The sequence below is a fragment of the Nocardia sp. NPDC023733 genome, from assembly GCF_040639775.1.
GTDB lineage: Bacteria > Actinomycetota > Actinomycetes > Mycobacteriales > Mycobacteriaceae > Nocardia > Nocardia rosealba.
Genome location: NZ_JBFAAN010000001.1, coordinates 681,517 through 704,070, shown reverse-complemented (window position 1 = coordinate 704,070; position 22,554 = coordinate 681,517). Strand labels below are relative to the sequence as shown.

Genomic DNA, 22,554 nt, shown 5'->3' with positions numbered 1-22,554 from the left:
ATCGGGCAGGGTCATCCGGTCTTACCACAGCACCGTCTTCTCCCCCGACCTCGGTGGCCGCGAACCGGGCGGAAACGACTGGTCCGTGCCCGGGCCTGATCAGCCCCGCCCGGCAACCTCATCGATCCACCGTTTCAGCCGGTCACCCTCGGTAACCATCAGGTCGGGATCACGAAACGTGTTGGTGATCAAGGAAATTCCTTGATAGGCGGCCACGAAGGCCACGGCGAGTTCGGCCGCGTCCGGCCTGCCGAGTTCGGTGAATTGATCACGCGCCCAATCGATCAGGAGGCTCATCAGCCGCGCCGGTTCGCCCCCGAAACCGTCGGGTCGCTTGTCGAGTTCGGCGGCGAGCGAACCGGTCGGGCAGCCGAAGCGGGCGGCGAGGTCACGCTGGTCCACCCACGAGTCGACCATCGCCTTCAACCGCTCGGCCGGTGTGGGCAACGGCGCGAGCTTCGCGACCACCTCGGCCAGCGTGCTCGCATGGGTCTCGATGACGGCGTGGACGAATTGATCCTTGGTCTTGAAGTAGTAGTAGACGTTGCCGACCGGGACATCGGCCGCGGTGGCGATATCGGCGATGGTCGTCTTCTCGATGCCCTGCTCGTAGAACACCCGCGCGGCCGCCTCGACGAGACGTTCCCGCTTCCCCGCTCTCGAGGCACCTCGCGTTGGTGAGTCAGTCATGCAACTAACTATAGACACGGTGGCGACCTCGGTGCTATGTTCTTTTTAGTCAGCCAACTAACTCAGGAGTGATCATGATCGTTGTCACCGGTGCGACCGGCAATATCGGACGTCAGCTTGTCGAGGTACTGCACTCGGCGGGAGAAGCGGTTCGTGCGGTGTCGCGCGGAACCACGCCCGTCGACCTGCCCGCAGGCGTCGAGCACGTCGTCGCCGATCTCGGCGACCTCGACAGCCTCTCCCCCGCCCTCGCCGGTGCGGACGCGCTGTTCCTGCTCATCACGGGTGAGCAGCTGATGAGCGGACCGGAGCCGGAACAGGTGCTGAAGACGGCGTCGGCGGCCGGTGTGCGCCGGGTGGTTTTCGTGTCCTCCCAAGGCGCGGTGACCCGCCCCGATTCCGCCGGGTACGCGCGAACGATCGCCTTCGAGCAGGCCCTCGCGGCCTCGGACCTCGAATGGACCGCGCTGCGGCCGGGCGCGTTCAACTCCAACACCTTCGCCTGGCTGGAATCCGTTCGCACCGCCCGCACGGTCGCGGCTCCCTTCGGCGATGTCGGCCTGCCCTCGGTCGATCCCGCCGATATCGCCGCCGTCGCGGCTGCGGCCCTGCGCGAGGACGGCCACCACGGCCACGCCTACACGCTCACCGGCCCGGCCGTGGTGACTCCGCGCGAACAGGCAATCGCCCTCGCCGAGGCGATCGAAGAACCGATCACCTTCGTCGAGCTCACACCCGCCCAGGCGAAGCAGAACATGCTGCACTTCATGCCGGAACCGGTCGCCGACCACACCCTGACCATCCTCGGCACACCGACTCCCGAGGAGCAGCAGGTCAGCAATGATATCGAGCGGGTACTCGGGCGCCCGGCCACGTCGTACGCACAGTGGGCGCGGCGCCACAGCGCGATGTTGCGCTGAACCCGCCGCGGCTCATACCGGGTCCGCGCGGGGTTCGACCCGATCAGGCGCCTCGGCCCTCGTCGCGATGGCATGCGCCCGTGGCCCCCAACGGCGACGCGTCGACTTCATTGCGCTTCCGCCAGTCCGGCGATGCACCCGACTTCTCGGCACAGATCGCTGTCGAGTGCAGGGCCAACCATTGTCGGGCGATCCCCAACGGGGTGACTGCGGGTCTGATTCAGTTGATGTCCTCGGGTCCAACGTGGAAGGGCCCGGAATCGGCCCGCCCGCGTCAGTCGACATCCACCAGGCCGACGCGGATGGCGCTCGAATCGGTCCGGGCGAGGTCAGCCGATGTCGACCGGGTCGATCTGGACTCGGAGGGGGGCGTCGGAGCGGTGAGAGCTGCGGACGCCCTGGGCTGCGACGAGGGCGCGGGACAGGGGGGCCGCCGAGGAGCGGGGCACACGCAGGAGCATGCGTTCCACTTCGGCGGGTTCGTCGGCGCCGGAGAACGGTTTGCGAGCCGTGGGCGGGAGCGGGACGGGGCCGAGGATCTCCACCTGGTCGGGCAGTTGGGCGGCCTCGAGCAGTTCGGTGATCGACTCGGTGGTTCCGTCGACGGCGGCCATGCGGACAGCCGGGGGGAAACCGACCTCGGCGCGGGCTTCGAGCTCGGCGGCGGCGTGGTTGACCGGGTCCCAGCGGACCAGGGCTTGCACGGTGGGCAGGGACGGTTCGGCCATCACGATCACCTGGCCACGGGGGCGGACCATGGCGGCGGCACCCATCCAGCGGCGCAGGGTGTCCTCGGCGGCACGCAGGTCGGCGCGACCCAGCAGGGCCCAGCCGTCGAGGAGCAGCGCAACGCCGTATCCGCCGCGCACCAAGGGTTCGGCGCCGACGGTCGCGACCACGACCTGGGCGCCCGGCTCCACGGTGTCGAGCATGTCGCCGCCCCCGGATGTCCGGATCGGCACACCGGGGAAGGCCCGGCCCAGCTCCTCCGCGGTGCGGGCGGCGCCGATCACCATCGCCCGCAGTGCGCGGGCCCCGCACGCCTGGCAGCGGAACGCCGCCTCCGTGATGCCGCACCATTTGCAGTGCGGACTGGCTGCTTCACCGTTGTTCGAATGGGGTAATGCCAAGGGCCCGTTGCAATGTCGGCAGCGTGCGGGGGTTCGGCATTTGGCACACGCCAGCGACGGCACATATCCGCGGCGGGGCACCTGAACCAGCACGGCCGCGTTCTCCTTGATCGCGGCACGGGCGGCGGTGAAGGCCACGCCGGGGATGCGTACGGCTCTGGCCAGCGCGTCGCGTTCCAGGGCGAAGTCGCTGTCGCCGGGGGCGCTGATCCGGGGCATCACCGCGCGCAGGGTCGCGCGTTCGGCGAGAAGGTCGTGGGCCCACCCGGTTTCGACAACCGCCTGGATCTCGGCGGTGCGCGCGAAACCGGCGGCCACGAAGGCGGCACCGGTCTCGTGGGCGCGCAGCATCGCGACCTCACGGGCGTGCGGATACGGTGCGCGCGGTTCGGCGTAGGTGTCGTCTCCGTCGTCCCAGATGGCGATCAGGCCAAGGTCACGCACCGGCGCGAACACCGCGGCTCGTGTGCCGACCACGATCCGCGCCTGCCCCCGCAACACCGACAACCACCGCCGGTACCGCGCCGCGGGCCCCAACCCCGCCGACAATCCGACCGCCGAATCACCCACCAGCCGAACGCATTCCGCGAGCAGCCGGTCCAGATCCCGCTGATCGGGCACCATCAACACCGCCCCGCGCCCCGCCGCGACCACAGTCGCCGCCAACTCGGCCAACCGTGCCGCCCAGTCCTCCCCCGGCATCGCCTGCCACGCCGCCCGAGGCCCCTTCCCCTGCCGCAACGCCGCCACGAACGCCCCGCCGTGCAGATACCGCTCCCAGGTCGACACGTCGACATCCACTGCCGATTCCGCTGTGGCTGAATCGGTCTCGGCCCCGACGGCGGCAGATCCAGTCACACCGCCGCCGAAACCCGACTCGGCGGCGACCGGACCCGACGCAACAGAACCACCCGCGGCGGTGTACCCAGCCGCAGGGGAACCATGTGCGTCGGCAGCGCGGTCGGATTGAGCGGGCCCAGCGCTGGATTCGGCTGCCGCACTCGATGATTCAGCCCCGGCCTCGGAAGGTCCAGGCATGGCGCCGTCGGATGTCGGCGGCTCGGTGGTGGCGCCGGCTGGTGTGGCCGTGACGTGGAGGGCCTGAACGGATCCGGGGGCTGCGTCCTTGTCCGTGCCGCGCGTTTCTCCCTCGCGGGCGGCGGACTTCTTCGATGTGGTGGCTGATGCCCCGCTCGCCTCGGTGCGGGCGTGGCGGGGTGGGATGGCCAGGCGCAGGACGTCGGCGCGGGTGCCTGCGTAGCGGGCGGCGACGGTGGTGGCCAGGCGCAGGATTTCGGGGGTGAGGACGCGTTCCGGGGAGACCACGCGCTCGAGCTTCACCATTTTGCCGGTGTGCTCGGTGGACGAAAGGCGTTGCAGGAGATAGCCATCGACGAGGCGGCCGGCGAAGCGGACGCGCACGCGCACACCGGGCTGGGCGATCTCGTCCAGTTCGGGCGGGACGAGGTAGTCGAAGTCGCGGTCCAGGTGCGCGGGCGACAGCAGCGGGAGCACCCGAGCGATCGGGTGTCCCGCTGCTGTCGATGGTTCGTCCGCGGTCACGCGGGCCGTGGGTACTACAGGCCGACGGCCGCGCGCAGCTTGTCGGCGCGGTCCGTGTGCTCCCAGGGCAGGTCGACATCGGTGCGGCCGAAGTGACCGTAGGCCGCGGTGGGCGCGTAGATCGGGCGCAGCAGGTCGAGATCGCGGATGATCGCGCCCGGACGCAGGTCGAACACCTCGGAGATGGCGGTCGAGATGCGGGTGGGGTCGACCTTCTCGGTGCCGAAGGTCTCGACGAACAGACCGACCGGGGCAGCCTTGCCGATGGCGTAGGCGACCTGCACCTCGACGCGGTCGGCCAGGCCGGCGGCCACCACATTCTTGGCGACCCAGCGCATGGCGTAGGCGGCCGAACGGTCGACCTTCGACGGGTCCTTGCCGGAGAACGCGCCACCACCGTGGCGGGCCATGCCGCCGTAGGTGTCGACGATGATCTTGCGACCGGTGAGACCGGCGTCACCCATCGGGCCACCGAGCACGAACTTGCCGGTCGGGTTGACCAGCAGGCGGATGTCGGAGGTGTCGAGCGACGGGATCTCCAGATCGCCGATGACCGCCTCGACGACCTTCTCGCGGATATCGGGGGCCAGCAGGTTGTCCAGGTCGATATCGGCGGCGTGCTGGGTGGAGATGACGACCGTGTCGAGGCGGACCGGGCGGTCACCGTCGTATTCGATGGTTACCTGGGTCTTGCCGTCGGGACGCAGGTAGGGCAGCACGCCGGACTTGCGGACCTCGGTGAGCTTGCGCGAGAGCCGGTGCGCGAGCGCGATCGGCAGCGGCATCAGCTCGGGGGTGTCGGTGGTGGCGTAGCCGAACATCAGGCCCTGGTCGCCCGCGCCCTGGCGTTCGATCTCGTCGTCGGACCCGCCGACGCGCGCCTCGTGCGAGGTGTCGACACCCTGGGCGATATCGGGCGACTGCGCGCCGATGGCGATGTTGACACCGCAGGAGTTGCCGTCGAAACCCTTTGCGGAGGAGTCGTATCCGATCTCGAGGACCTTCTCGCGCACGATCCGCGGGATGTCGGCGTAGGCCGACGTGGTCACCTCGCCCGCGACATGGACCTGGCCGGTGGTGACCAGGGTTTCCACCGCGACGCGGCTGCCCGGATCCTCGGCGAGCAATGCGTCGAGGATGGAATCGCTGATCGCGTCACAGATCTTGTCCGGATGGCCCTCGGTCACAGACTCACTGGTGAATAGCCGACTACCTGTCGTACGCACAGTTATTCCCTCTCCCTCAACGGGTTACTTCTCTTCAGACTATTCCAAACCACCGACAAGGTGGCGGGTTAGGACAACCCACACCACGAACACACCCGTGCGCGGTACACTGCGCGAGATCGTTGCGGCGCAACGGTTTTCGCGCACGAAACGGCGGTTTTGCCCGGTCAGCGCAGCAGTGGCACGAGCGCATCGAGCACCCGGCTCGCCAGCAGTGCCTTGGAACCGTGATCGAGTGCCACCTCGGTGCCGTCGGCCCCGAGCAGCCACCCGTCGTTGGTGTCGACCTCGAACGCCTTGCCCTCACCCACCGCGTTGACCACGAGCAGGTCGCAGCCCTTGCGGGCCAGTTTCGCGCGGGCGTGGGTGAGCACGTCACCGTTGTCGTCCCCGGTCTCGGCGGCGAAACCGACGATCGCGGTGCCGTCGAGCCTGCCCTCGGTGCGGGCGTCGACCAGACCGGCGAGGATATCGGCGTTCTTGGTCAACGGGATCACGTCGGGTTCGTCGGCGCCCTTCTTGATCTTCGCTGCCGCCACATGGGTCGGACGGAAATCGGCGACCGCGGCCGCCATGACGACCGCATCGGCGCCCACGGCGTGCTTGTCGACGGCCGTCTTGAGCTGTTCGGCGGTGGTGATGTGGACCAGCTCGACCGCGGCGGGCGGGGCGAGCTCGATGGTGTTGCCCGCGATCAGCGTCACCTGGGCGCCACGCTGGGCGGCGACCCTGGCCAGGGCGTAGCCCTGCTTACCGGAGCTGCGGTTGCCGAGGAAACGCACCGGGTCGAGAGGTTCTCTCGTCCCGCCTGCGGTGATCACCACGCGACGACCGGTCAGGTCGCGGGGCAGTGCGTCGGCGCGCTCGAGCAGCAGCGAGGCCAGACCGAAGATCTCCTCCGGTTCCGGCAGCCGTCCTGGACCCGTGTCGGCACCGGTGAGCCGGCCCGACGCGGGTTCCATGACGTTGGCGCCGTGCGCGCGCAGCGTCGCGACATTGGCCACCGTCGCCGGATGCTCCCACATCTCGGTGTGCATCGCGGGTGCGAACAACACCGGACATCGGGCCGTCAGCAAGGTGGCGGTGAGCAGATCGTCGGCGCGCCCCTGGGCGGCGCGAGCCATCAGATCCGCGGTGGCGGGGGCGATGACGACGAGATCGGCCTCCTGGCCGATCCGCACATGCGGCACCTCGGGCACGTCGGTGAACACGTCCGTGTGCACCGGCTGACCGGACAGCGCCTCGAAGGTCGCCTTGCCGACGAACTGCAGCGCCGCCTCGGTGGGAATGACCCGCACCTGATGCCCGGTCTCGGTGAAACGGCGAACGAGGGCACACGCCTTGTAGGCGGCGATGCCCCCGCCGACCCCGACGACGATCCGCATGGTCTCTACGCCTCCCGGCTGGGGATTGTCACTCGCCCTCGGTGTGTTCGAGCAGGTCGGAGTGGATTTCGCGCATGGCGACCGACAGCGGCTTCTCCTGCAGACCGGGCTCGACGAGCGGGCCGACGTACTCGAGGATGCCGTCACCGAGCTGGTTGTAGTAGTCGTTGATCTGCCGGGCGCGCTTGGCCGCGTAGATCACGAGGGCGTACTTGGACGAGGTGCGCTCGAGCAGCTCATCGATCGGCGGGTTGGTCAGGCCGATGGGAGTGTCGTACGCGGGTGCAGCGGTGATGTCCGTGCTCACTAGGGGAGGCTCCTGCGGTTTAGTGGGTCAAGAACTCGAATTTGTGCTAACGAACAAGGATACCAACTGCTCGCAGGCGGTCGTCACCTCGGCGTTCACAATGACCGTGTCGAACTCGTCACGTGCGGCCAATTCGACCCGGGCGGTCTCGAGCCTGCGCTCGATCACCTCGGGGGTCTCGGTACCGCGTGAACGCAGCCGCGAGACCAGTTCTTCCCAGCTCGGCGGGGCGAGAAACACCAGCAGCGCTTCCGGCATCGCCTGCCGGACCGACCGCGCACCGGCCAGGTCGACTTCGAGCAGTACCGATCGTCCGGCGTCCAGTGCCTCACGCACCGGCGCCGCGGGGGTGCCCGATCGCTGCAACCCCCCATGGATGTCCGCCCATTCGAGCAATTCGTCCGCCTCGATCATGGCGTCGAAATCGGCTCGGGAAACGAAGCGGTAGTCGCGTCCGTCGACCTCACCGGGCCGCGGGGCCCTGGTGGTGGCCGACACGCTGAAAACCAGCTCGGGCAGACGTTCCCGCACGCACCGCACGACCGTGGACTTGCCGACGGCCGAGGGGCCGACCAGTACAACCAGTCGGCCCTTCCGCGTGTGTTGTTCGACCACCTGGATCAGGAGTCGAAGTCGAAGCGAGCCAGCAGCGCCTTGCGCTGACGGTCGCCCAGGCCACGGAGACGCCGGGTGGGGGCGATCTCCAGCTCGGTCATGATCTCGGCGGCCTTGACCTTGCCCACCTTCGGCAGAGCCTCGAGCAGCGCCGACACCTTCATCTTGCCGAGGATCTCGTCGGATTCGGCGTCGGTGAGGACCTGCTTCAGGTTGGTGCCGCCTCGCTTCAGGCGCTCCTTGAGCTCTGCCCGAGCGCGGCGAGCGGCAGCCGCCTTCTCCAGAGCAGCGGCGCGCTGCTCGTCAGTCAGCTGGGGAAGGGCCACGGGTTCCTCCGTCTCATCGTTCATTGCTAGATCTACCGCCGGTTACCCGGACGGTCTGTGCGACCGTACCCACGGTGCCCGCCGATTGCGAACCCGACCCCCAGGTCAGGGGCGGATTACGGATGCCGTATGGCGCGCGCGGGCATGATGCGGCGAGGTCGGATTCCCGCCATCCGATCGTACCGCCGAATTCTGAAAACACGTCTGGACCTGCGGTTATACCGTTTTGGGCGATGTTAGCCACCGGGTAGCGTGAGCGCGGTCGGCCGGTCCGGCAAACCCGGTGCGGCGCGACCAGCGACTTTCCCGAATTTATGCGCGTGTCGCACGTTTTCGTACCGCGTGTCGTCACTTCCGGGCGCGAAATCGGTCCAGCACAGCCCCGACGGCGGTCGCGGTCACGTCGTCGATCCAGTCCGGAATCGGGGCGGCGCGGGCGATGTAATCGCGGACCAATCCGTACGGAATCGCCTTCACCGCAGCCTCGGCGACGGCCCGGGATTCGTCGTCGACGACGCCGAATTCGGTCGACACGGCGGCCAGCAGCGCGGCCTGCATCTCGTCGTTGACGCCCGCGATCGCGGCGCGCAGCTCCTCGGGCCCCACATCGAGCAATTGTTCCCGATGGAACATCTTCATCGCCCTGGCCTCGGTGGGACGCTCACGGCAGTAGCGAGGCAGGAAGACGGCCGCCGACAGCAGCGGCTCGGGCCCACGCAGCGCGGCGACGAAACCCTCGTGGAAGCGCTGGATCGAACGCAGCCACAACCGGGCGAGGAGTTCGTCACGTGAGGCGAACCGCACGTAGATGGAGCCGGAGTGCACGCTCGCGGCCTTGCCGATGGCGGCGATCGACGGCCGGGCGACGGCCGGGTCGGCGAGCAGGTCACGGGCGGCGTCGAGCACCTGATCGTCGGTGAAGAGACGGGGTCTTGCCACCGCGTCAGCCTAGTGGCACAGTTTATGAATATGGATTCAAAAACTCGTTTTCCGGTCGCCGGAGCGTCGTTGATCTTCATCGCGGGCGTGCACACGGTCATGGGCATCGCTTTGCTCGCGGCGAGTGATCAGGACACGGAGCTGTCGTTCTGGTTCACCCTGTTCGGCGTGGTCGGCGTCGGCCTCGGGTTGGCCATGATCGACCTGGAACGGGCGCGCGGGTTCGTGCCCGCCCCGGTGCTCGGCACGCTGGCGCTGGTGACGGCGTGCGGGCTGATCTACCAACCGCTGTCGGGGTTCGTCACCTTGCTCGTCCCGGTCGGGGTCGGTGCGTTCGGTTGGTGGCGGGCCAGGAACGCCCTCGTCGCCGCCTGAACACGTCGATCCACCCAAGACCATCCGGAACTCGAAAACAATTGCGCCATAGGCCATTTCGGCGCCATTACGGGGGTACGACAACGGAGCCGGAGCGGCTCGCACGCCACTCCGGCTCCGTCACAGCAGATGTCAGGCCTGCAGGAAGGCGAACTCCTCCTGCAGCTGAGCGGTCTTGTCGCACAACGCCGTCACCGATGGGCCGGCGTTGAGCACCTCACGCGACACATTCGGGACCACCGCCGACAGGTTCGCCGCGGGGACGAGCGCGCGGATCGAGTCCGCTCCCCCACCCTGGGCACCCACTCCCGGCATGAGAATGGGCCCGTTGAGCTTCGACAGGTCGGGCGCCTCGGTGAGCGTCGCGCCGACGACGACACCGACGGAGCCGAATCCGTCGCCCGTGTTGCGTGCGGCTGCCTCGTCGACCATCGTCTGCGCGATCGTTCGCCCGTCGGCCGCCACGATCCGCTGCAGCTGCGCCCCTTCGGGATTCGAGGTCGCCGCCAGGACGAACACGCCACGGTTGTTGGTCTCGGCCAGGCTCAGCGCCGGCTCGAGTGATCCGAAACCGAGGTACGGCGAGACCGTCACAGCGTCGGAACCGAGCGGCCCGTCACCGAGCCAGGCGTGCGCGTAGGCGTCCATGGTGGAGCCGATATCGCCGCGCTTGGCGTCGGCGAGCACCAGGGTGCCCGAGGCGCGCAGCACCGAGATGGTGCGCTCCAGAACCGCGATACCGCCCGAACCGTAGGTCTCGAAGAACGCGACCTGCGGCTTCACCAGGGCGACGCGACCGTCGAAAGCCTCCACACAGATCTCGGCGAACGCCTCGAGCCCCTCGACGTCTTCGCCGAGCCCCCACGCCCGCAGCAGGGCGGGGTGGGGGTCGATGCCGACGCACACCGGACCGAACTGCCGCATGGCGTGCTGCAACCGGTGACCGAATGTCATGTCAGCCACGCAGTTTCGAGTGCAGTTCCTGCAGCGAACGCACCCCGAGACCACCGTTGATGCCCGCCTCGATGCCCTGCACCGCGGCCGCCGCGCCCTGCACGGTGGTGATGCACGGGATGTTCGCGCCCACCGCGGCGGTGCGGATCTCGTAGCCGTCCACGCGAGGACCCGAGTTGCCGTAGGGGGTGTTGAACACGATGTCGATCTCGCCGTCGCGGATCTGCTCCACGATGGAGGCCTCCGGCATGCCGGTGGCCGGATCGGTGGTCGCCGGGTCGGAGTGCTTGCGCACCTGTTCGCACGGAATGCCGTTGCGGCGCAGGGTTTCCGCGGTGCCCGCCGTGGCGAGGATGCGGAAGCCGAGGTCGTGCAGGCGCTTGATCGGGAACACCATGGCGCGCTTGTCGCGGTTGGCGACCGACACGAACACCGTGCCCTGGGTGGGCAGCGAGCCGTAGGCGGCGGCCTGGCTCTTGGCGAAGGCGGTGCCGAAGTCGGCGTCGATGCCCATGACCTCGCCGGTGGACTTCATCTCCGGGGAGAGCAGCGAGTCCACGCCGGAGCCGTCGGCGCGACGGAACCGGTGGAAGGGCAGCACGGCTTCCTTCACCGCGACCGGCGCGTCGAGCGGCACGTGGCCGCCGTCGCCCTCGGGCGGCAGCATGCCTTCCTTGCGCAGTTCGGCGATGGTGGCGCCGAGCATCACCCGGGCGCACGCCTTGGCCAGCGGCACAGCGGTGGCCTTGGACACGAACGGCACCGTCCGGCTGGCGCGTGGGTTGGCCTCGAGGACGTAGAGCACGTCGTCCTTGAGGGCGTACTGCACATTGAGCAGGCCCTTCACGCCGATACCCTTGGCCAGTGCGATGGTGGAGCGGCGCACGGCCTCGATGTCGCTGCGGCCCAGGGTGATCGGGGGCAGTGCGCAGGCGGAGTCACCGGAGTGGATGCCCGCTTCCTCGATGTGTTCCATCACGCCGCCGAGGTAGACCTCCTCGCCGTCGCACAGGGCGTCGACGTCGATCTCGATGGCGTCTTCCAGGAACCGGTCGACGAGCACCGGGTGGTCCGGGTTGAGTTCGGTGGCGCGGGAGATGTAGCCCTCGAGCGACTTCTCGTCGTAGACGATCTCCATGCCGCGCCCACCGAGCACGTAGGACGGGCGGACCAGCACCGGGTAGCCGATCTCGGCGGCGATCTTCTTGGCCTGCTCGACCGTGGTCGCGGTGCCGTACTTGGGGGCGGGCAGTCCGGCGGCGACGAGAACGTCACCGAATTCGCCGCGGTCCTCGGCCAGGTCGATGGCGGCCGCGGAGGTGCCGACCACCGGGACACCGGCGTCGGTGAGCCGCTGCGCCAGACCGAGGGGGGTCTGGCCGCCGAGCTGCACGATGACACCGGCGACGGTGCCCGACTCCGACTCCGCGTGGTACACCTCGAGCACGTCTTCGAAGGTCAGCGGCTCGAAGTAGAGGCGGTCGGCGGTGTCGTAGTCGGTGGAGACGGTCTCGGGGTTGCAGTTGACCATCACGGTCTCGTACCCGGCGGCCGAGAGTGTCTGCGCCGCATGGACACACGAGTAGTCGAACTCGATGCCCTGGCCGATGCGGTTCGGGCCGGAGCCGAGGATGATGACCTTCTCGCGCTCACGCTGCGGCGCGACCTCGGACTCCGCGCCGGGATCAAGCTCGTAGGAGCTGTAGTGGTACGGCGTCTTCGCCTCGAACTCGGCGGCGCAGGTGTCCACGGTCTTGTAGACCGGGCGGACACCCAGGCGGTGGCGCAGCGAGCGCACGCCTGCTTCCCCGGCGAGTTCGGGTCGCAGGGCGGCGAGCTGACGGTCGGACAGGCCGTAGTGCTTGGCCTGACGCAGCAGGTCCTCGTCCAAGACCGGTGCGTCGAGCACTTCCTGACGCAGCTCGACCAGCGCGGCGACCTCGGCGACGAACCACGGGTCCACACCGGAAGCCTTGGCCACCTCTTCGATGGAAGCGCCGTAGCGCAGCGCGCGTTCCACCTGGTAGATGCGGCCTTCGGTGGGCACGCGCAGGTCGGCGAGGATGGCGTCGATCGCCTCGCGCACCGATGCCGGATCGCTGGGATCCTTCGGCGCCCACTGCCCGTCCTCGGCGGTCCAGAAGCTGGCCGCCTTGGTCTCGAGCGAGCGCAGCACCTTGCCGAGGGCCTCGGAGAAGTTGCGGCCCATCGACATCGCCTCGCCCACCGACTTCATGGTGGTGGTCAGCGTGGCGTCGGCACCGGGGAACTTCTCGAACGCGAACCGCGGCGCCTTCACGACGACGTAGTCCAGGGTCGGCTCGAAGCAGGCCGGGGTCTCGCCGGTGATGTCGTTGACGATCTCGTCGAGGGTGTAACCGATGGCCAGCTTGGCGGCGATCTTGGCGATCGGGAAGCCGGTGGCCTTCGACGCCAGCGCCGAGGACCGCGAGACGCGGGGGTTCATCTCGATGACGATCAGGCGACCGTCCTTCGGGTCGACCGCGAACTGGATGTTGCAGCCGCCGGTGTCGACGCCGACCTCGCGCAGGATGGCGATGCCGAGGTCGCGCATCTTCTGGTACTCGCGGTCGGTGAGCGTCATCGCGGGGGCGACGGTCATCGAGTCGCCGGTGTGCACGCCCATCGGGTCGACGTTCTCGATGGAGCAGACGATGACCACGTTGTCGCGGCCGTCGCGCATGAGCTCGAGCTCGAATTCCTTCCAGCCGAGGATGGACTCCTCGATCAGGACGTTCGCGGTGGGCGAGGCCGACAGGCCGCCACCGGCGATGCGGTCGAGATCTTCCTCGTTGTAGGCCATGCCCGAGCCGAGGCCACCCATGGTGAAGGAGGGGCGGACGACCACCGGGTAGCCGAGTTCGGCGACGGTGTCGCGCACCTCGTCCATCGTGTAACAGACGGCGCTGCGGGCACTCTCACCGCCGACCTTGGCGACGATGTCCTTGAACTTCTGCCGGTCCTCGCCGCGCTGGATGGCGTCGAAGTCAGCGCCGATCAGCTCGACGTTGTACTTGGCGAGCACCCCGTTCTCGTGCAGCGCGACCGCGGTGTTGAGCGCGGTCTGCCCGCCGAGGGTGGCCAGGATCGCGTCGGGGCGCTCCTTCTCGATGACCTTCTCGACGAACTCCGGGGTGATCGGCTCCACGTAGGTGGAGTCGGCGAACTCGGGGTCGGTCATGATGGTCGCCGGGTTGGAGTTCACCAGCGACACGCGCAGTCCCTCGGACCGCAGCACTCGGCACGCCTGGGTACCGGAGTAGTCGAATTCGCACGCCTGGCCGATCACGATCGGGCCAGAGCCGATCACCAGGATGTGCTTCAGATCCTCGCGGCGAGGCATCAGGCTCCTTCCATGAGACCGGCGAAACGGTCGAACAGATATGCGGCGTCGTGCGGGCCTGCGGCGGCCTCGGGGTGGTACTGCACCGAGAAGGCGCGACCGTCGATCAGTCGCACACCCTCGACGGTGCCGTCGTTGGCGCAGACGTGGGAGACCTCGGCCTTGCCGAAGGGCGTGTCGAACTTCTCGCCCTTCTCGCCCTCCAGGGCGAAGCCGTGGTTCTGCGCGGTGATGGAGATGCGGCCGGTGCCCTCTTCGATGACCGGGATGTTGATGCCCCGGTGGCCGAACTTCATCTTGTAGGTCTCGCGACCCAGTGCCCGGCCGAGGATCTGATTGCCGAAGCAGATACCGAACAGCGGGATCCCGCGCTCGAGCACACCCTGGGTGAGCGCGATCGCGCCGGTCTGGGTGGCCGGGTCGCCGGGGCCGTTCGAGAGGAACACTCCGTTCGGGTTCAGCGCGAGGATGTCGTCGAGGGAGGTGTTCGACGGCACCACGTGGGTACGCACACCGCGTTCGGCGAACATGCGCGGGGTGTTGGTCTTGATGCCGAGGTCGACCGCGACGACGGTGAAGCGGTGGTCACCCACCGGCTCGATCGTGTACATGCCGTCGGTGCTGACCTCTTCGGCCAGGTCCGCGCCGAGCATGGACGGCTGACCGTTCACGCGGGCGAGCAGTTCCTCGTCACCGGCGAGGGCGGCGCCGGAGAAGATGCCCGCCTTCATCGAGCCGCGGGTGCGCAGGTGGCGCACGACCGCGCGGGTGTCGATGCCGGCGATGCCGACCACGTTCTGCTTGTCGAGCTGATCCTGCAGGGTGCCGGTGGCGCGCCAGTTCGAGGAGATCGTCGACGGGTCGCGCACGGCGTAGCCGGCGACCCAGATCTTGCCGGACTCGTCGTCCTCGTCGTTCCAGCCGGTGTTGCCGATCTGCGGGGCGGTGGCCACCACGATCTGGCGGTCGTAGCTGGGGTCGGTCAGGGTCTCCTGGTATCCGGTCATCGCGGTGCAGAACACCGCCTCACCCAGGGTCTGTCCCTCGGCGCCGAAGGCCGTACCGCGGAACACGCGGCCGTCCTCCAGCACAAGGGCTGCTTTGGTCTTCGTCATTCATCGTCTCCCGTCGTCACCCTGGTCGCATCCGCGGTCCATGCCGGGTACACCGTCTTGTCGTCGCCCCGGAATCCGGTATCGATCTCGGTTCCGGTCGGCAGTGTCCAGCGAATTACCAGCACACCATTGTCCGTCATCACTTTGCCCGCGTGTCCGCGCTCGGTGCGCACGGCCGTCACGGATTCCTGGGGAATCCAGATCGGCGTCGCCCCGTCGCGTTCGAGCAGGATCCCGCGTTCGAACCGCGTCAGTTCGGCGGTCGCGCGGAACCCCAGGTCACCGACCGCGATCCGGTTCTGCCAGCTGGGCGCGAAGGTGCTGCCCAGGTACAGGCCGGTGGTCGGCTCCAGCAGTTGCGCACCCAGTTCGGCGGGCACGGTCGGCAGGTCACCGATCCGCGACTGCTGGCTCGCGGCTTTCTTCTGCCAGGCCCGGTACATCAGCCACAGGCACAGTACGAATACCGCCAGCAGCCCGACTACCCACAGCGTTCTCTCCACGTCCTGGCCTCCCTAGATCCCGACCGCCTTGCCCTCGCGGGCAGTTACCCGGCCGCGCAGCACGGTGGCTGTGACCTCGGCCGGGAACGTCATGTCCTCGAACGGTGTGTTGTTCGAGATGCTCGCCAGTTCGGCGCCGCGCACCGTCCACTCGGCGTCGGGGTCGACGAGGGTCAGGTTGGCGGGTTCGCCGACGGCGATCGGGCGGCCGTGGTCGTCGAGTCCGACGATCGCGGCGGGCTTCTCGCTCATCACCTTCGCGACACCGCGCCAGTCGAGCAGACCCGGCTGCACCATCGTCTGCACGATGATCGACAGGGCTGTCTCGAGGCCGAGCATGCCGGGGCGGGCCACCGCGAACTCGCAGCACTTGTCCTGCTCGGCGTGCGGTGCGTGGTCGGTGGCGACACAGTCGATGATTCCGTCGGCCAGGGCCTGACGCAGCGCGGCGGCGTCGGAGGCCTCGCGCAGCGGCGGGTTCACCTTGTTGACCGCGTCGTAGGTCTCGAGGCGCGAGTCGTCGAGCAGCAGGTGGTGCGGGGTGACCTCGGCGGTGATCGAAATCCCCTGGGACTTGGCCCATTTCACCAGCTCGACAGTGCCGGCGGTGGAGGCGTGGCAGATGTGCACGCGGGCACCGGCGTCGCGGGCGAGCAGGGCGTCACGCGCGACGATCGACTCCTCGGCCGCGCGCGGCCAGCCGGCCAGCCCGAGCCGGGCGGCGTTCGGACCCTCGTGCGCGACGGCGCCCTTGGTCAGGCGCGGCTCCTCGGCGTGCTGGGCGATCAGGACACCGAGCGAGTTCGCGTACTCGAGCGCGCGCCGCATGATGAGCGGGTCGTAGACGCAGTGCCCGTCGTCGGAGAACATCCGGACCTGGCCGACACCGGCGGCCATGGTGCCCATCTCCGCGAGCTGCTTGCCTTCCAGACCCACCGTCACCGCGCCGACGGGGAACACGTCGACCAGGCCGACCTCCTGGCCGCGCCGCCACACGTGATCGGTGATGACGTGCGAATCCGCGACCGGACTGGTGTTGGCCATGGCGAACACGGCGGTGTACCCGCCGAGAGCGGCTGCGGCGGAACCGGTTTCGATGGTCTCGGTGTCTTCGCGGCCGGGTTCGCGCAGGTGGGTGTGCAGGTCGACGAAGCCGGGCAGCAGGATCTGGCCGTTGCCCTCGATCACCTCGGCGTCGTCGGCGGCCGTGAGACCGGAACCGATCTCGGCGATGACGGTGCCGCGCACGAGCACGTCGACCGGCTCGCCCTCACCATAGGGCTTGACGTTCTTGATGAGCAGCTCAGTCATACCGTTTCCTCCTGACCGACGAGCAGCCGGAACAGCACGGCCATCCGCATGTGCACACCGTTGGAAACCTGCTGCAGCACAGCGGCTTTCGGTGAGTCCGCGACGGCCGAGGCGATTTCCATGCCGCGCAGCATCGGACCGGGGTGCAGCACCACCGCGTCGTCGTCGAGCAGCGCGAGCCTGCGCTCGGACAATCCGTAGTTGATCGAGTATTCGCGGGCCGACGGGAAGAACCCGCCGTTCATCCGCTCCGCCTGCACGCGCAGCATCATCACCGCGTCGGCGCCGGGCAGTTCGGCATCGAGGGAGGTCGCGACCCGGCAGGGCCAGGCGTCGACCCCGACCGGCAGCAGTGTGCGCGGCGCGACCAGCACCACTTCCGCACCGAGGGTGTTCAGCAACACGACGTTGGAGCGGGCGACCCGGCTGTGCAGGATATCGCCGACCAGCACCACCCGCTTGCCCTCGATGTCACCGAGGCGCTGACGCAGGGTCAGCGCGTCGAGCAGCGCCTGGGTGGGGTGCTGGTGGGTGCCGTCGCCGGCGTTGATGATCGACGGCGCCTGGCGGTTCTCCTCCTTGGCCCACTGCTCCATCCAGCGCGCGATCTGGTGCGCCGCGCCCGAGGCGGGGTGGCGCACGATCAGCGCGTCGGCGCCCGCGGCGTGCAGGGTGAGCGCGGTGTCGCGCAGCGATTCGCCCTTGGAGACCGACGAACTCGACGCGCTCACATTGATCACATCGGCGCTCATCCACTTACCGGCGACCTCGAAGGACACTCGGGTGCGGGTGGAGTTCTCGTAGAACACCGTCATCACGGTGCGCCCGCGCAGGGTCGGCAGCTTCTTCACTTCGCGACCGAGCAGGGCCTGTTCGAAGCGTTCGGCTTCGTCGAGCAGTTCGGTGGCGGCGGCGCGATCCAGGTCGGCGACGGTCAGCAGGTGCTTCATTTCGCCTCCTGGTGCAGGTAGACGCCGTCGCGGCCGTCGTGTTCGGTGAGCAGCACCGAGATGTCCTCGGCGCGCGAGGTCGGCACGTTCTTGCCCACGTAGTCGGCGCGGATCGGCAGTTCGCGGTGGCCTCGGTCGATGAGGACCGCCAGCTGCACGGCGCGGGGGCGGCCGAGGTCGCGCAGGCCGTCGAGGGCGCTGCGAACGGTGCGCCCGGAGAACAGCACGTCGTCGACCAGGACGACAAGAGAGTTCTCGATGCCGCCGTCGGGCACCGAAGTGCGTTCCAGCGGGCGGTGCGGACGGCTGCGCAGGTCGTCGCGGTAGAGGGTGATGTCGAGCGAGCCGAGCGCGGGCCGCACGCCGGAGAACTCCTCGATCTTGTCCGCCAGCCGGTTGGCCAGGGTGGTGCCGCGCGTGGGGATTCCCATGAGAACCACCCGTGGCGCGTCGGCGTCGCCGGAATCCAGGGCGGTCTTCTCGATGATCTGGTGCGCGATGCGCGCTACCGTGCGTTGCACATCCGACGGCGACAACAGCTCCCGCCCAGCCGCCACCCATTCCGGGGTGTGCCGCTGCGATGTTTCGCCCGCGCCGGTTTTGGCCGCCCGTTCGGGCACAGCCATGCCGACCTCCTTCCCCGCCTCACCGGACGGTCCGTTAAAGGATGTCTAACTCGCGCTCCACCTTATCAGCGTCGGAACCCGCCTTTGACCAGGTCGTCCCGCCTGTGAGCACGGCCACGGGCCGCGGGTGGCGACCGTGGGTGCGGTGACGATCACAGCCCGATCGAAAGCCCTGCGAGCGCGGTGATTTCCAGCCGCAGGGCGACAGTGCGCTGTCTTGTCGGTCACCGGAGCGCCGACTACACTGTGATGCGCACCACATACGGTAGCGCGGAGGTGGTGTCGCCGTTCAGCGCAGCGTGGTCCGATCGGAGTGCCGGGCCATGGTGATCTTCGCGACCCCCTCTCGATGAGCCGGGCCTGTAGTCGCTCCCTCCTGCTCGACCGCTGGACTTTGCGCCGCGGGCGGGCTGTTTCGCGGGATCTTCCGCACCTTCCGACAAGGAGATGACGTTATGGCTGTTGCCGTCGAACTCGATTTCCCCGGCGCGACGATGGAGCAATATGACCAGGTCATAAAGAAGATGGGGTTCGAGCACGGAGGGCCCGGCGGTCCCGGGATGATCTTTCATCTGGTCAGGAAGACCGATGACGGCTTTCATGTCACCGATGTGTGGGAGTCCGCAGGCCAGTTCCAGGAGTTCGCCCAGACCACCATCGGGCCGCTGAGCCAAGAGGCCGGGATCACCACCCAGCCCACCGTCACCATCCACGAGATCTACAACTATCTGACCCAGGGAAGCTGAGCCACCCGCCGACCGTGGAACTCTCACGGTCGGCGGCCCAGGCCAGGTCGGTGCCGCGCGCACGCGTGTGTCGCCCTGACCGCTCGGTGAAAACGCTTTGACGCGGCGTTCCCGGTGCGGCGACCATCGACTATGGAAATCGACATCGCGGCGACGCCGCCGGCGCGTATCGACCTGGGTGATCTGGTCGTGCGCCGGTGGCGACTGGACGACGTGGACAGCCGGTTGGGCGCGCTCATCGATTCGCACGAGCACCTGCACCAGTGGATGGCGTGGGCGGCCGAACCACCCACGCGCGAGGATCAGCGGCTTTCCATCGAGATATCGAGCACGCGGTGGCCGACTCCTGGCGGCGGGTATCTGTACGGAATCTTCACTGCGGCAGGCGAAGTCGTCGGTGGGATCGGGCTGCACGACCGTGTGGCGGCCGGAGCACTGGAAATCGGGTATTGGTGTCACGTCGCCCATACCGGTCGCGGCGTGGTCACCCGGGCGGCGCGTGCGCTCACCGCCGCCGCCCTCGCACTCCCCCACATCGAGCGCGTCGAAATCCGTTGCGACGCGGCCAATGTCCGCAGCGCGGCAGTGCCTCGCAGGCTCGGTTACCGCCTGGTCGAGACCGGTGTGCGCGCGGCCGAGGCTCCGTGCGATTCCGGTCGCTATCAGGTCTGGGCGACCACCGCACATGGCTCGTGACGCGCGTTCTCGAGGAAACCGCGTGCCGCCGCCGAAGGCGTCCGCCGGGATACGACACGTTTACGGAAGTGGACGGCGACCCGGACCGGACATGCTTGCACGACTTCAGGTAGGCGAATCGGAGGAGCGCAAGGTGGGAGCAGGCATTGTCGCGACGCTGCTGGTAGGCGTCGGAATTCTGCACATCGTGCCCGGTGTGGTCGCGTTGTCGCCGCGACGGGCGAGCACCGCCTATGGCACCGTCGTCACGGACCGGGATCTGGAGCTTCTCCTGCGTCATCGCGCGGTGTTGCTCGCGATGGTGGGGTTCGGGTTGGTCGTCGGTGCTGTTGTGCCGGCCGCCAGGGCTTTGACGATCACGGCCGGAATCGTCAGCACCGCTACGTTTCTCGTACTCACCGCGGTGATCGGGCCGGGGAGGCTCAACGCGCGAACCCTTCGGGTGGCCCGTGCCGACGTGATCGCACTGGTGGCACTGGTCGGCGCCGGTCTGGTCGCCCTCGCGAATTGAAACGCCGCCCTCACCTTGTGAGGACCGTAGTCAACTCCAGGTCGCGGTCGCGGGGTCGATGCCGTTGGCTCGGGCGTTGGCATCGATGACGGCGCACAGCCAGTCGGTCAGGCCGGGGGCGAGGGAGTCGTAGAAGTCGGTGTAGCCGGGATCGGTGCGGTAGGTGCGGGCCAGGCAGACGTGCATGGCGTGGGTGCAGTCGAAATAGACCGCGAGGGAGGCGCGGTGCCGTTCGGCGAGGGTGTCGGCTTCCTGGCTGCCCGGTGTGACACCGTGGCGCAGTGCCGCAGCGAGGTCGGTGTGCAGGGCGGACAGGTCGTCGGTGATCTTGCGCCAGTCCTCGGGGGCGCGGTCGGCCACGCGTTCGGCGTACTGCGCCCACTGCGGGGTCTCGCCCCAGCGCTCGCGGGCCTGCTCCACCCACGTCGGTTCCCATCCCTCGCCGAAGATCGCGACCTGATCCTCGGCGGGGAGCAGGATCCCCGACTCGCGTGCTTCGATCAGCCGATCCACCGCGTCGGCCATCCCGCGTAGCCGATGGATGCGGGCCTCGAGTTCGGCACGCTGCTCACGCAGGGTGGTGAGGGCATCGGCGGTCGGTGCGTCCAGCAGGCCCGCGATGTCGTCGAGGGGTACGCCGAGTTCGCGGTAGACCAGCACACGGTGGGCGCGCGCCACCTCGGCCGCGCTGTAGAGCCGGTACCCGCCGGGGCTGCGCTCCGACGGGCAGACCAGCCCGATCGCGTCCCAGTGGTGCAGGGTGCGGGTGGTGACACCGAGCAGCCGCGCCGTGGCGCCGACGGTGCGTGGCGAGGTGGTCACGACCACCATTGTGCCGTCAGGGCCCTTCGATACCCATCGACCGCAGGTGCTCGGCCGCCGGGCTGTCCGGGTCGTACGGGCGGGCCGCGGTCATCACCACACGCGTGTGCTCCGGTGTCACCACCTCGAGTTCCATCGAATTCCACGGCATCACCCGTGGTCCGACCGTGCATCCCGGCACCGCCCGCTCGCACGCTTCGGCGATGCCGTCGATCTCGTCGAGCACGCAGGAGAAACTCACCGTGAGCCCACCCGGTCCGTCCGCCGGTGCCCCCGGCACGAGAAGCACATCCTGAAACGCCCACCGCCGCAGATGCGTCACCTGCTCCGGCGCGGTGAAGAACTCGAAGAACCCGAGCCCCTCCACCCAGAATTCCACCGACTTCGCGATATCGGTACACGGCATGATCACGAACATCGGCATCCCGTAGATACCCCGGAACGGTTGCGGTGCAACGGCGTCGGGACCGGGAACGGGCACTGGGCTCATCTCGAAAGCTGGAAAGTTCATACGAGTGATCGTCGACCCTGACGTTACGTAAGGGTCAAGTCTGCCGCGTCGCACGCACCGAAGTCCCCGGTCGGACAGTCGCACGAGCGAGTCGGCGATGAATTTCGAGCCGGGTTGTCGTCGGAACATGCGTCAGACGTCGACGGAGAGGTGTTCGCAGATGGTCAGGAAGTTTCGGTTCGGGGTTGTCGCGCCACTCAGGAGTGAGGCGCAGGTGTGGCGGGAGCGGGTTCGGCGGATCGCCGGGCTCGGGTATTCGACTCTGTTGGTCGCTGATTTTCCGCTCACGCAACCAGCGCCGGGGCCCATGCTCGCCACCGCTGCCGCATTGACAGATCTGCGCGTGGGGACCTGGGTGTACGCCTCTCCCCTGCGCGCGCCATGGCTGACGGCCTGGGAAGCGCATTCGCTGTCGCTCCTGACGGACGGCCGGTTCGAGATGGGAATCGGCACCGGACGCGGTGGCATCGAGGACGAGTTGCGAGACAAGGGTCTGCCGATCGTTGCGCCGAGCGAACGGCTGGCCCACATCCGGGAGACCGTCGACCGCCTGCGCGAACTCGACGGCCCGGACCGGCGCACCCCGGTGGCGATGGCGGTGTACGGCCCGAAGGCACGCGCCCTGGCGGCCGAGATCGCCGAAACGGTCACCTTCCCGCTCGGCGATAAGCCCCGAAACCAGGTCGAGCGGCTGACCCGCGAATTCCGCACCGACAACGGCCCCGAACTGGCCCTGGCCGTCCCGGTGATCGGCGACACCGTCGCCCCGCACATGGCCCACCCCGCGACAGATCCCGCCGCACTCCGCGCCGCCGACGCCCTGACCGTCCTCCCGGACGACCCCGCCGCCGCCATCGACGAAATCCAGCGCCGTCGTGAGGAAGCCGGCTTCTCCTACATCGTTGTCGGTGCCGACTTCGCCGAACGGTTCGCCCCGGTGGTCGCCGAGCTCGCCTGGACATAGGGCAT

At 68.5% G+C, this 22,554-nt stretch carries 23 protein-coding genes; 6 read left to right on the top strand and 17 right to left on the bottom strand.

The genetic code is table 11. The features are described from left to right. Positions 1-99: 99 nt before the first annotated feature. Positions 100-690 (bottom strand): TetR/AcrR family transcriptional regulator, encoded by a 591-nt coding sequence (locus AB0F86_RS03185; protein ID WP_356984231.1) that lies wholly within the window; start codon positions 688-690, stop codon positions 100-102. A gap of 74 nt (positions 691-764) precedes the next feature. Here AB0F86_RS03185 and AB0F86_RS03180 point away from each other — a divergent pair, with 74 nt between their 5' ends. Then, positions 765-1,610 (top strand): NAD(P)H-binding protein, encoded by an 846-nt coding sequence (locus AB0F86_RS03180; protein WP_356984229.1) that lies wholly within the window; start codon positions 765-767, stop codon positions 1,608-1,610. Between the two features lie 329 nt (positions 1,611-1,939). Here the strand turns inward: AB0F86_RS03180 and AB0F86_RS03175 are convergent, their stop codons facing one another. The 7 genes from AB0F86_RS03175 to AB0F86_RS03145 form a co-directional block, all read right to left on the bottom strand. Continuing rightward, entirely contained in the window at positions 1,940-4,303 is a 2,364-nt protein-coding gene (locus AB0F86_RS03175; RefSeq protein ID WP_356984227.1) for a primosomal protein N', read from the bottom strand. 14 nt (positions 4,304-4,317) lie between these two features. After that, the gene (gene metK, locus AB0F86_RS03170) at positions 4,318-5,529 is read right to left on the bottom strand and encodes a methionine adenosyltransferase (RefSeq protein ID WP_225280658.1); all 1,212 of its coding nucleotides are present in this window, start codon (positions 5,527-5,529) and stop codon (positions 4,318-4,320) included. 167 nt (positions 5,530-5,696) lie between these two features. Further along, positions 5,697-6,914 (bottom strand): bifunctional phosphopantothenoylcysteine decarboxylase/phosphopantothenate--cysteine ligase CoaBC, encoded by a 1,218-nt coding sequence (coaBC, locus tag AB0F86_RS03165; RefSeq protein ID WP_356984225.1) that lies wholly within the window; start codon positions 6,912-6,914, stop codon positions 5,697-5,699. A 28-nt stretch (positions 6,915-6,942) separates the two neighbouring features. Then, positions 6,943-7,221 (bottom strand): DNA-directed RNA polymerase subunit omega, encoded by a 279-nt coding sequence (gene rpoZ / locus AB0F86_RS03160; protein WP_067493623.1) that lies wholly within the window; start codon positions 7,219-7,221, stop codon positions 6,943-6,945. Between the two features lie 27 nt (positions 7,222-7,248). Next, positions 7,249-7,836 (bottom strand): guanylate kinase, encoded by a 588-nt coding sequence (gene gmk, locus AB0F86_RS03155; protein ID WP_174550285.1) that lies wholly within the window; start codon positions 7,834-7,836, stop codon positions 7,249-7,251. Positions 7,837-7,841: 5 nt separating this feature from the next. Beyond that, on the bottom strand, positions 7,842-8,162 hold the full coding sequence (mihF, locus tag AB0F86_RS03150) for an integration host factor, actinobacterial type (RefSeq protein ID WP_030203531.1): 321 nt from the start codon (positions 8,160-8,162) through the stop codon (positions 7,842-7,844). Between the two features lie 348 nt (positions 8,163-8,510). Beyond that, positions 8,511-9,101, bottom strand: a complete 591-nt coding sequence (locus AB0F86_RS03145) for a TetR/AcrR family transcriptional regulator (RefSeq protein WP_356984222.1) — start codon at positions 9,099-9,101, stop codon at positions 8,511-8,513. Between the two features lie 30 nt (positions 9,102-9,131). Here AB0F86_RS03145 and AB0F86_RS03140 point away from each other — a divergent pair, with 30 nt between their 5' ends. Beyond that, a complete protein-coding gene (locus tag AB0F86_RS03140; RefSeq protein ID WP_356984220.1) occupies positions 9,132-9,476 on the top strand; it encodes a DUF6463 family protein in 345 nt (114 codons plus the stop codon). 132 nt (positions 9,477-9,608) lie between these two features. Here the strand turns inward: AB0F86_RS03140 and pyrF are convergent, their stop codons facing one another. Genes pyrF through pyrR form a run of 7 tightly spaced genes read right to left on the bottom strand, consistent with a single transcriptional unit; the run spans position 9,609 to position 18,299 of the window. Beyond that, positions 9,609-10,430, bottom strand: coding sequence for an orotidine-5'-phosphate decarboxylase (gene pyrF / locus AB0F86_RS03135; RefSeq protein ID WP_225280830.1), 822 nt, complete (start codon positions 10,428-10,430; stop codon positions 9,609-9,611). Between the two features lies 1 nt (position 10,431). Then, positions 10,432-13,794, bottom strand: coding sequence for a carbamoyl-phosphate synthase large subunit (gene carB / locus AB0F86_RS03130; protein WP_356984218.1), 3,363 nt, complete (start codon positions 13,792-13,794; stop codon positions 10,432-10,434). Next, positions 13,794-14,909, bottom strand: a complete 1,116-nt coding sequence (gene carA / locus AB0F86_RS03125) for a glutamine-hydrolyzing carbamoyl-phosphate synthase small subunit (RefSeq protein WP_356984216.1) — start codon at positions 14,907-14,909, stop codon at positions 13,794-13,796. Before carA ends, carB begins: the two co-directional genes overlap by 1 nt. Next, positions 14,906-15,412, bottom strand: a complete 507-nt coding sequence (locus AB0F86_RS03120; protein WP_225280652.1) for a transporter — start codon at positions 15,410-15,412, stop codon at positions 14,906-14,908. The genes carA and AB0F86_RS03120 overlap by 4 nt, the downstream gene beginning before the upstream one ends. Positions 15,413-15,424: 12 nt before the next feature. Next, complete coding sequence (locus tag AB0F86_RS03115) at positions 15,425-16,723, bottom strand: dihydroorotase (RefSeq protein WP_225280651.1); 1,299 nt, start codon at positions 16,721-16,723, stop codon at positions 15,425-15,427. Continuing rightward, positions 16,720-17,673, bottom strand: a complete 954-nt coding sequence (locus tag AB0F86_RS03110; RefSeq protein WP_356984214.1) for an aspartate carbamoyltransferase catalytic subunit — start codon at positions 17,671-17,673, stop codon at positions 16,720-16,722. The genes AB0F86_RS03115 and AB0F86_RS03110 overlap by 4 nt, the downstream gene beginning before the upstream one ends. Further along, on the bottom strand, positions 17,670-18,299 hold the full coding sequence (gene pyrR, locus AB0F86_RS03105) for a bifunctional pyr operon transcriptional regulator/uracil phosphoribosyltransferase PyrR (RefSeq protein WP_356984212.1): 630 nt from the start codon (positions 18,297-18,299) through the stop codon (positions 17,670-17,672). Before pyrR ends, AB0F86_RS03110 begins: the two co-directional genes overlap by 4 nt. Positions 18,300-18,754: 455 nt before the next feature. Between pyrR and AB0F86_RS03100 the strand changes: the two genes are divergently transcribed. The 3 genes from AB0F86_RS03100 (at position 18,755) to AB0F86_RS03090 (ending at position 20,252) form a co-directional block, all read left to right on the top strand. Beyond that, entirely contained in the window at positions 18,755-19,045 is a 291-nt protein-coding gene (locus AB0F86_RS03100; protein ID WP_225280648.1) for a hypothetical protein, read from the top strand. A 132-nt stretch (positions 19,046-19,177) separates the two neighbouring features. Then, a complete protein-coding gene (locus AB0F86_RS03095) occupies positions 19,178-19,741 on the top strand; it encodes a GNAT family N-acetyltransferase (protein WP_356984211.1) in 564 nt (187 codons plus the stop codon). A gap of 133 nt (positions 19,742-19,874) precedes the next feature. Continuing rightward, positions 19,875-20,252 (top strand): hypothetical protein, encoded by a 378-nt coding sequence (locus AB0F86_RS03090; RefSeq protein WP_225280646.1) that lies wholly within the window; start codon positions 19,875-19,877, stop codon positions 20,250-20,252. 30 nt (positions 20,253-20,282) lie between these two features. On the opposite strand, the gene AB0F86_RS03085 is transcribed toward AB0F86_RS03090, so the two are convergent. Both AB0F86_RS03085 and AB0F86_RS03080 read right to left on the bottom strand, forming a co-directional pair. Further along, a complete protein-coding gene (locus AB0F86_RS03085) occupies positions 20,283-21,074 on the bottom strand; it encodes a MerR family transcriptional regulator (protein WP_356984209.1) in 792 nt (263 codons plus the stop codon). Between the two features lie 16 nt (positions 21,075-21,090). Continuing rightward, a complete protein-coding gene (locus AB0F86_RS03080) occupies positions 21,091-21,585 on the bottom strand; it encodes a VOC family protein (RefSeq protein ID WP_356984207.1) in 495 nt (164 codons plus the stop codon). A 160-nt stretch (positions 21,586-21,745) separates the two neighbouring features. Here AB0F86_RS03080 and AB0F86_RS03075 point away from each other — a divergent pair, with 160 nt between their 5' ends. After that, positions 21,746-22,549, top strand: coding sequence for an LLM class flavin-dependent oxidoreductase (locus AB0F86_RS03075; RefSeq protein WP_357171623.1), 804 nt, complete (start codon positions 21,746-21,748; stop codon positions 22,547-22,549). The last annotated feature ends 5 nt before the right edge of the window (positions 22,550-22,554 follow it).

Coding starts and splice junctions, on each gene's coding strand:
- AB0F86_RS03185 (WP_356984231.1), bottom strand. CDS start 690: ATGACTGACTCACCAACGCGAGGTGCCTCGAGAGCGGGGAAGCGGGAA.
- AB0F86_RS03180 (WP_356984229.1), top strand. CDS start 765: ATGATCGTTGTCACCGGTGCGACCGGCAATATCGGACGTCAGCTTGTC.
- coaBC (WP_356984225.1), bottom strand. CDS start 6,914: ATGCGGATCGTCGTCGGGGTCGGCGGGGGCATCGCCGCCTACAAGGCG.
- AB0F86_RS03140 (WP_356984220.1), top strand. CDS start 9,132: ATGGATTCAAAAACTCGTTTTCCGGTCGCCGGAGCGTCGTTGATCTTC.
- pyrF (WP_225280830.1), bottom strand. CDS start 10,430: ATGACATTCGGTCACCGGTTGCAGCACGCCATGCGGCAGTTCGGTCCG.
- carB (WP_356984218.1), bottom strand. CDS start 13,794: ATGCCTCGCCGCGAGGATCTGAAGCACATCCTGGTGATCGGCTCTGGC.
- carA (WP_356984216.1), bottom strand. CDS start 14,909: ATGACGAAGACCAAAGCAGCCCTTGTGCTGGAGGACGGCCGCGTGTTC.
- AB0F86_RS03115 (WP_225280651.1), bottom strand. CDS start 16,723: ATGACTGAGCTGCTCATCAAGAACGTCAAGCCCTATGGTGAGGGCGAG.
- AB0F86_RS03110 (WP_356984214.1), bottom strand. CDS start 17,673: ATGAAGCACCTGCTGACCGTCGCCGACCTGGATCGCGCCGCCGCCACC.
- pyrR (WP_356984212.1), bottom strand. CDS start 18,299: ATGGCTGTGCCCGAACGGGCGGCCAAAACCGGCGCGGGCGAAACATCG.
- AB0F86_RS03100 (WP_225280648.1), top strand. CDS start 18,755: ATGGCTGTTGCCGTCGAACTCGATTTCCCCGGCGCGACGATGGAGCAA.
- AB0F86_RS03095 (WP_356984211.1), top strand. CDS start 19,178: ATGGAAATCGACATCGCGGCGACGCCGCCGGCGCGTATCGACCTGGGT.
- AB0F86_RS03080 (WP_356984207.1), bottom strand. CDS start 21,585: ATGAACTTTCCAGCTTTCGAGATGAGCCCAGTGCCCGTTCCCGGTCCC.
- AB0F86_RS03075 (WP_357171623.1), top strand. CDS start 21,746: ATGGTCAGGAAGTTTCGGTTCGGGGTTGTCGCGCCACTCAGGAGTGAG.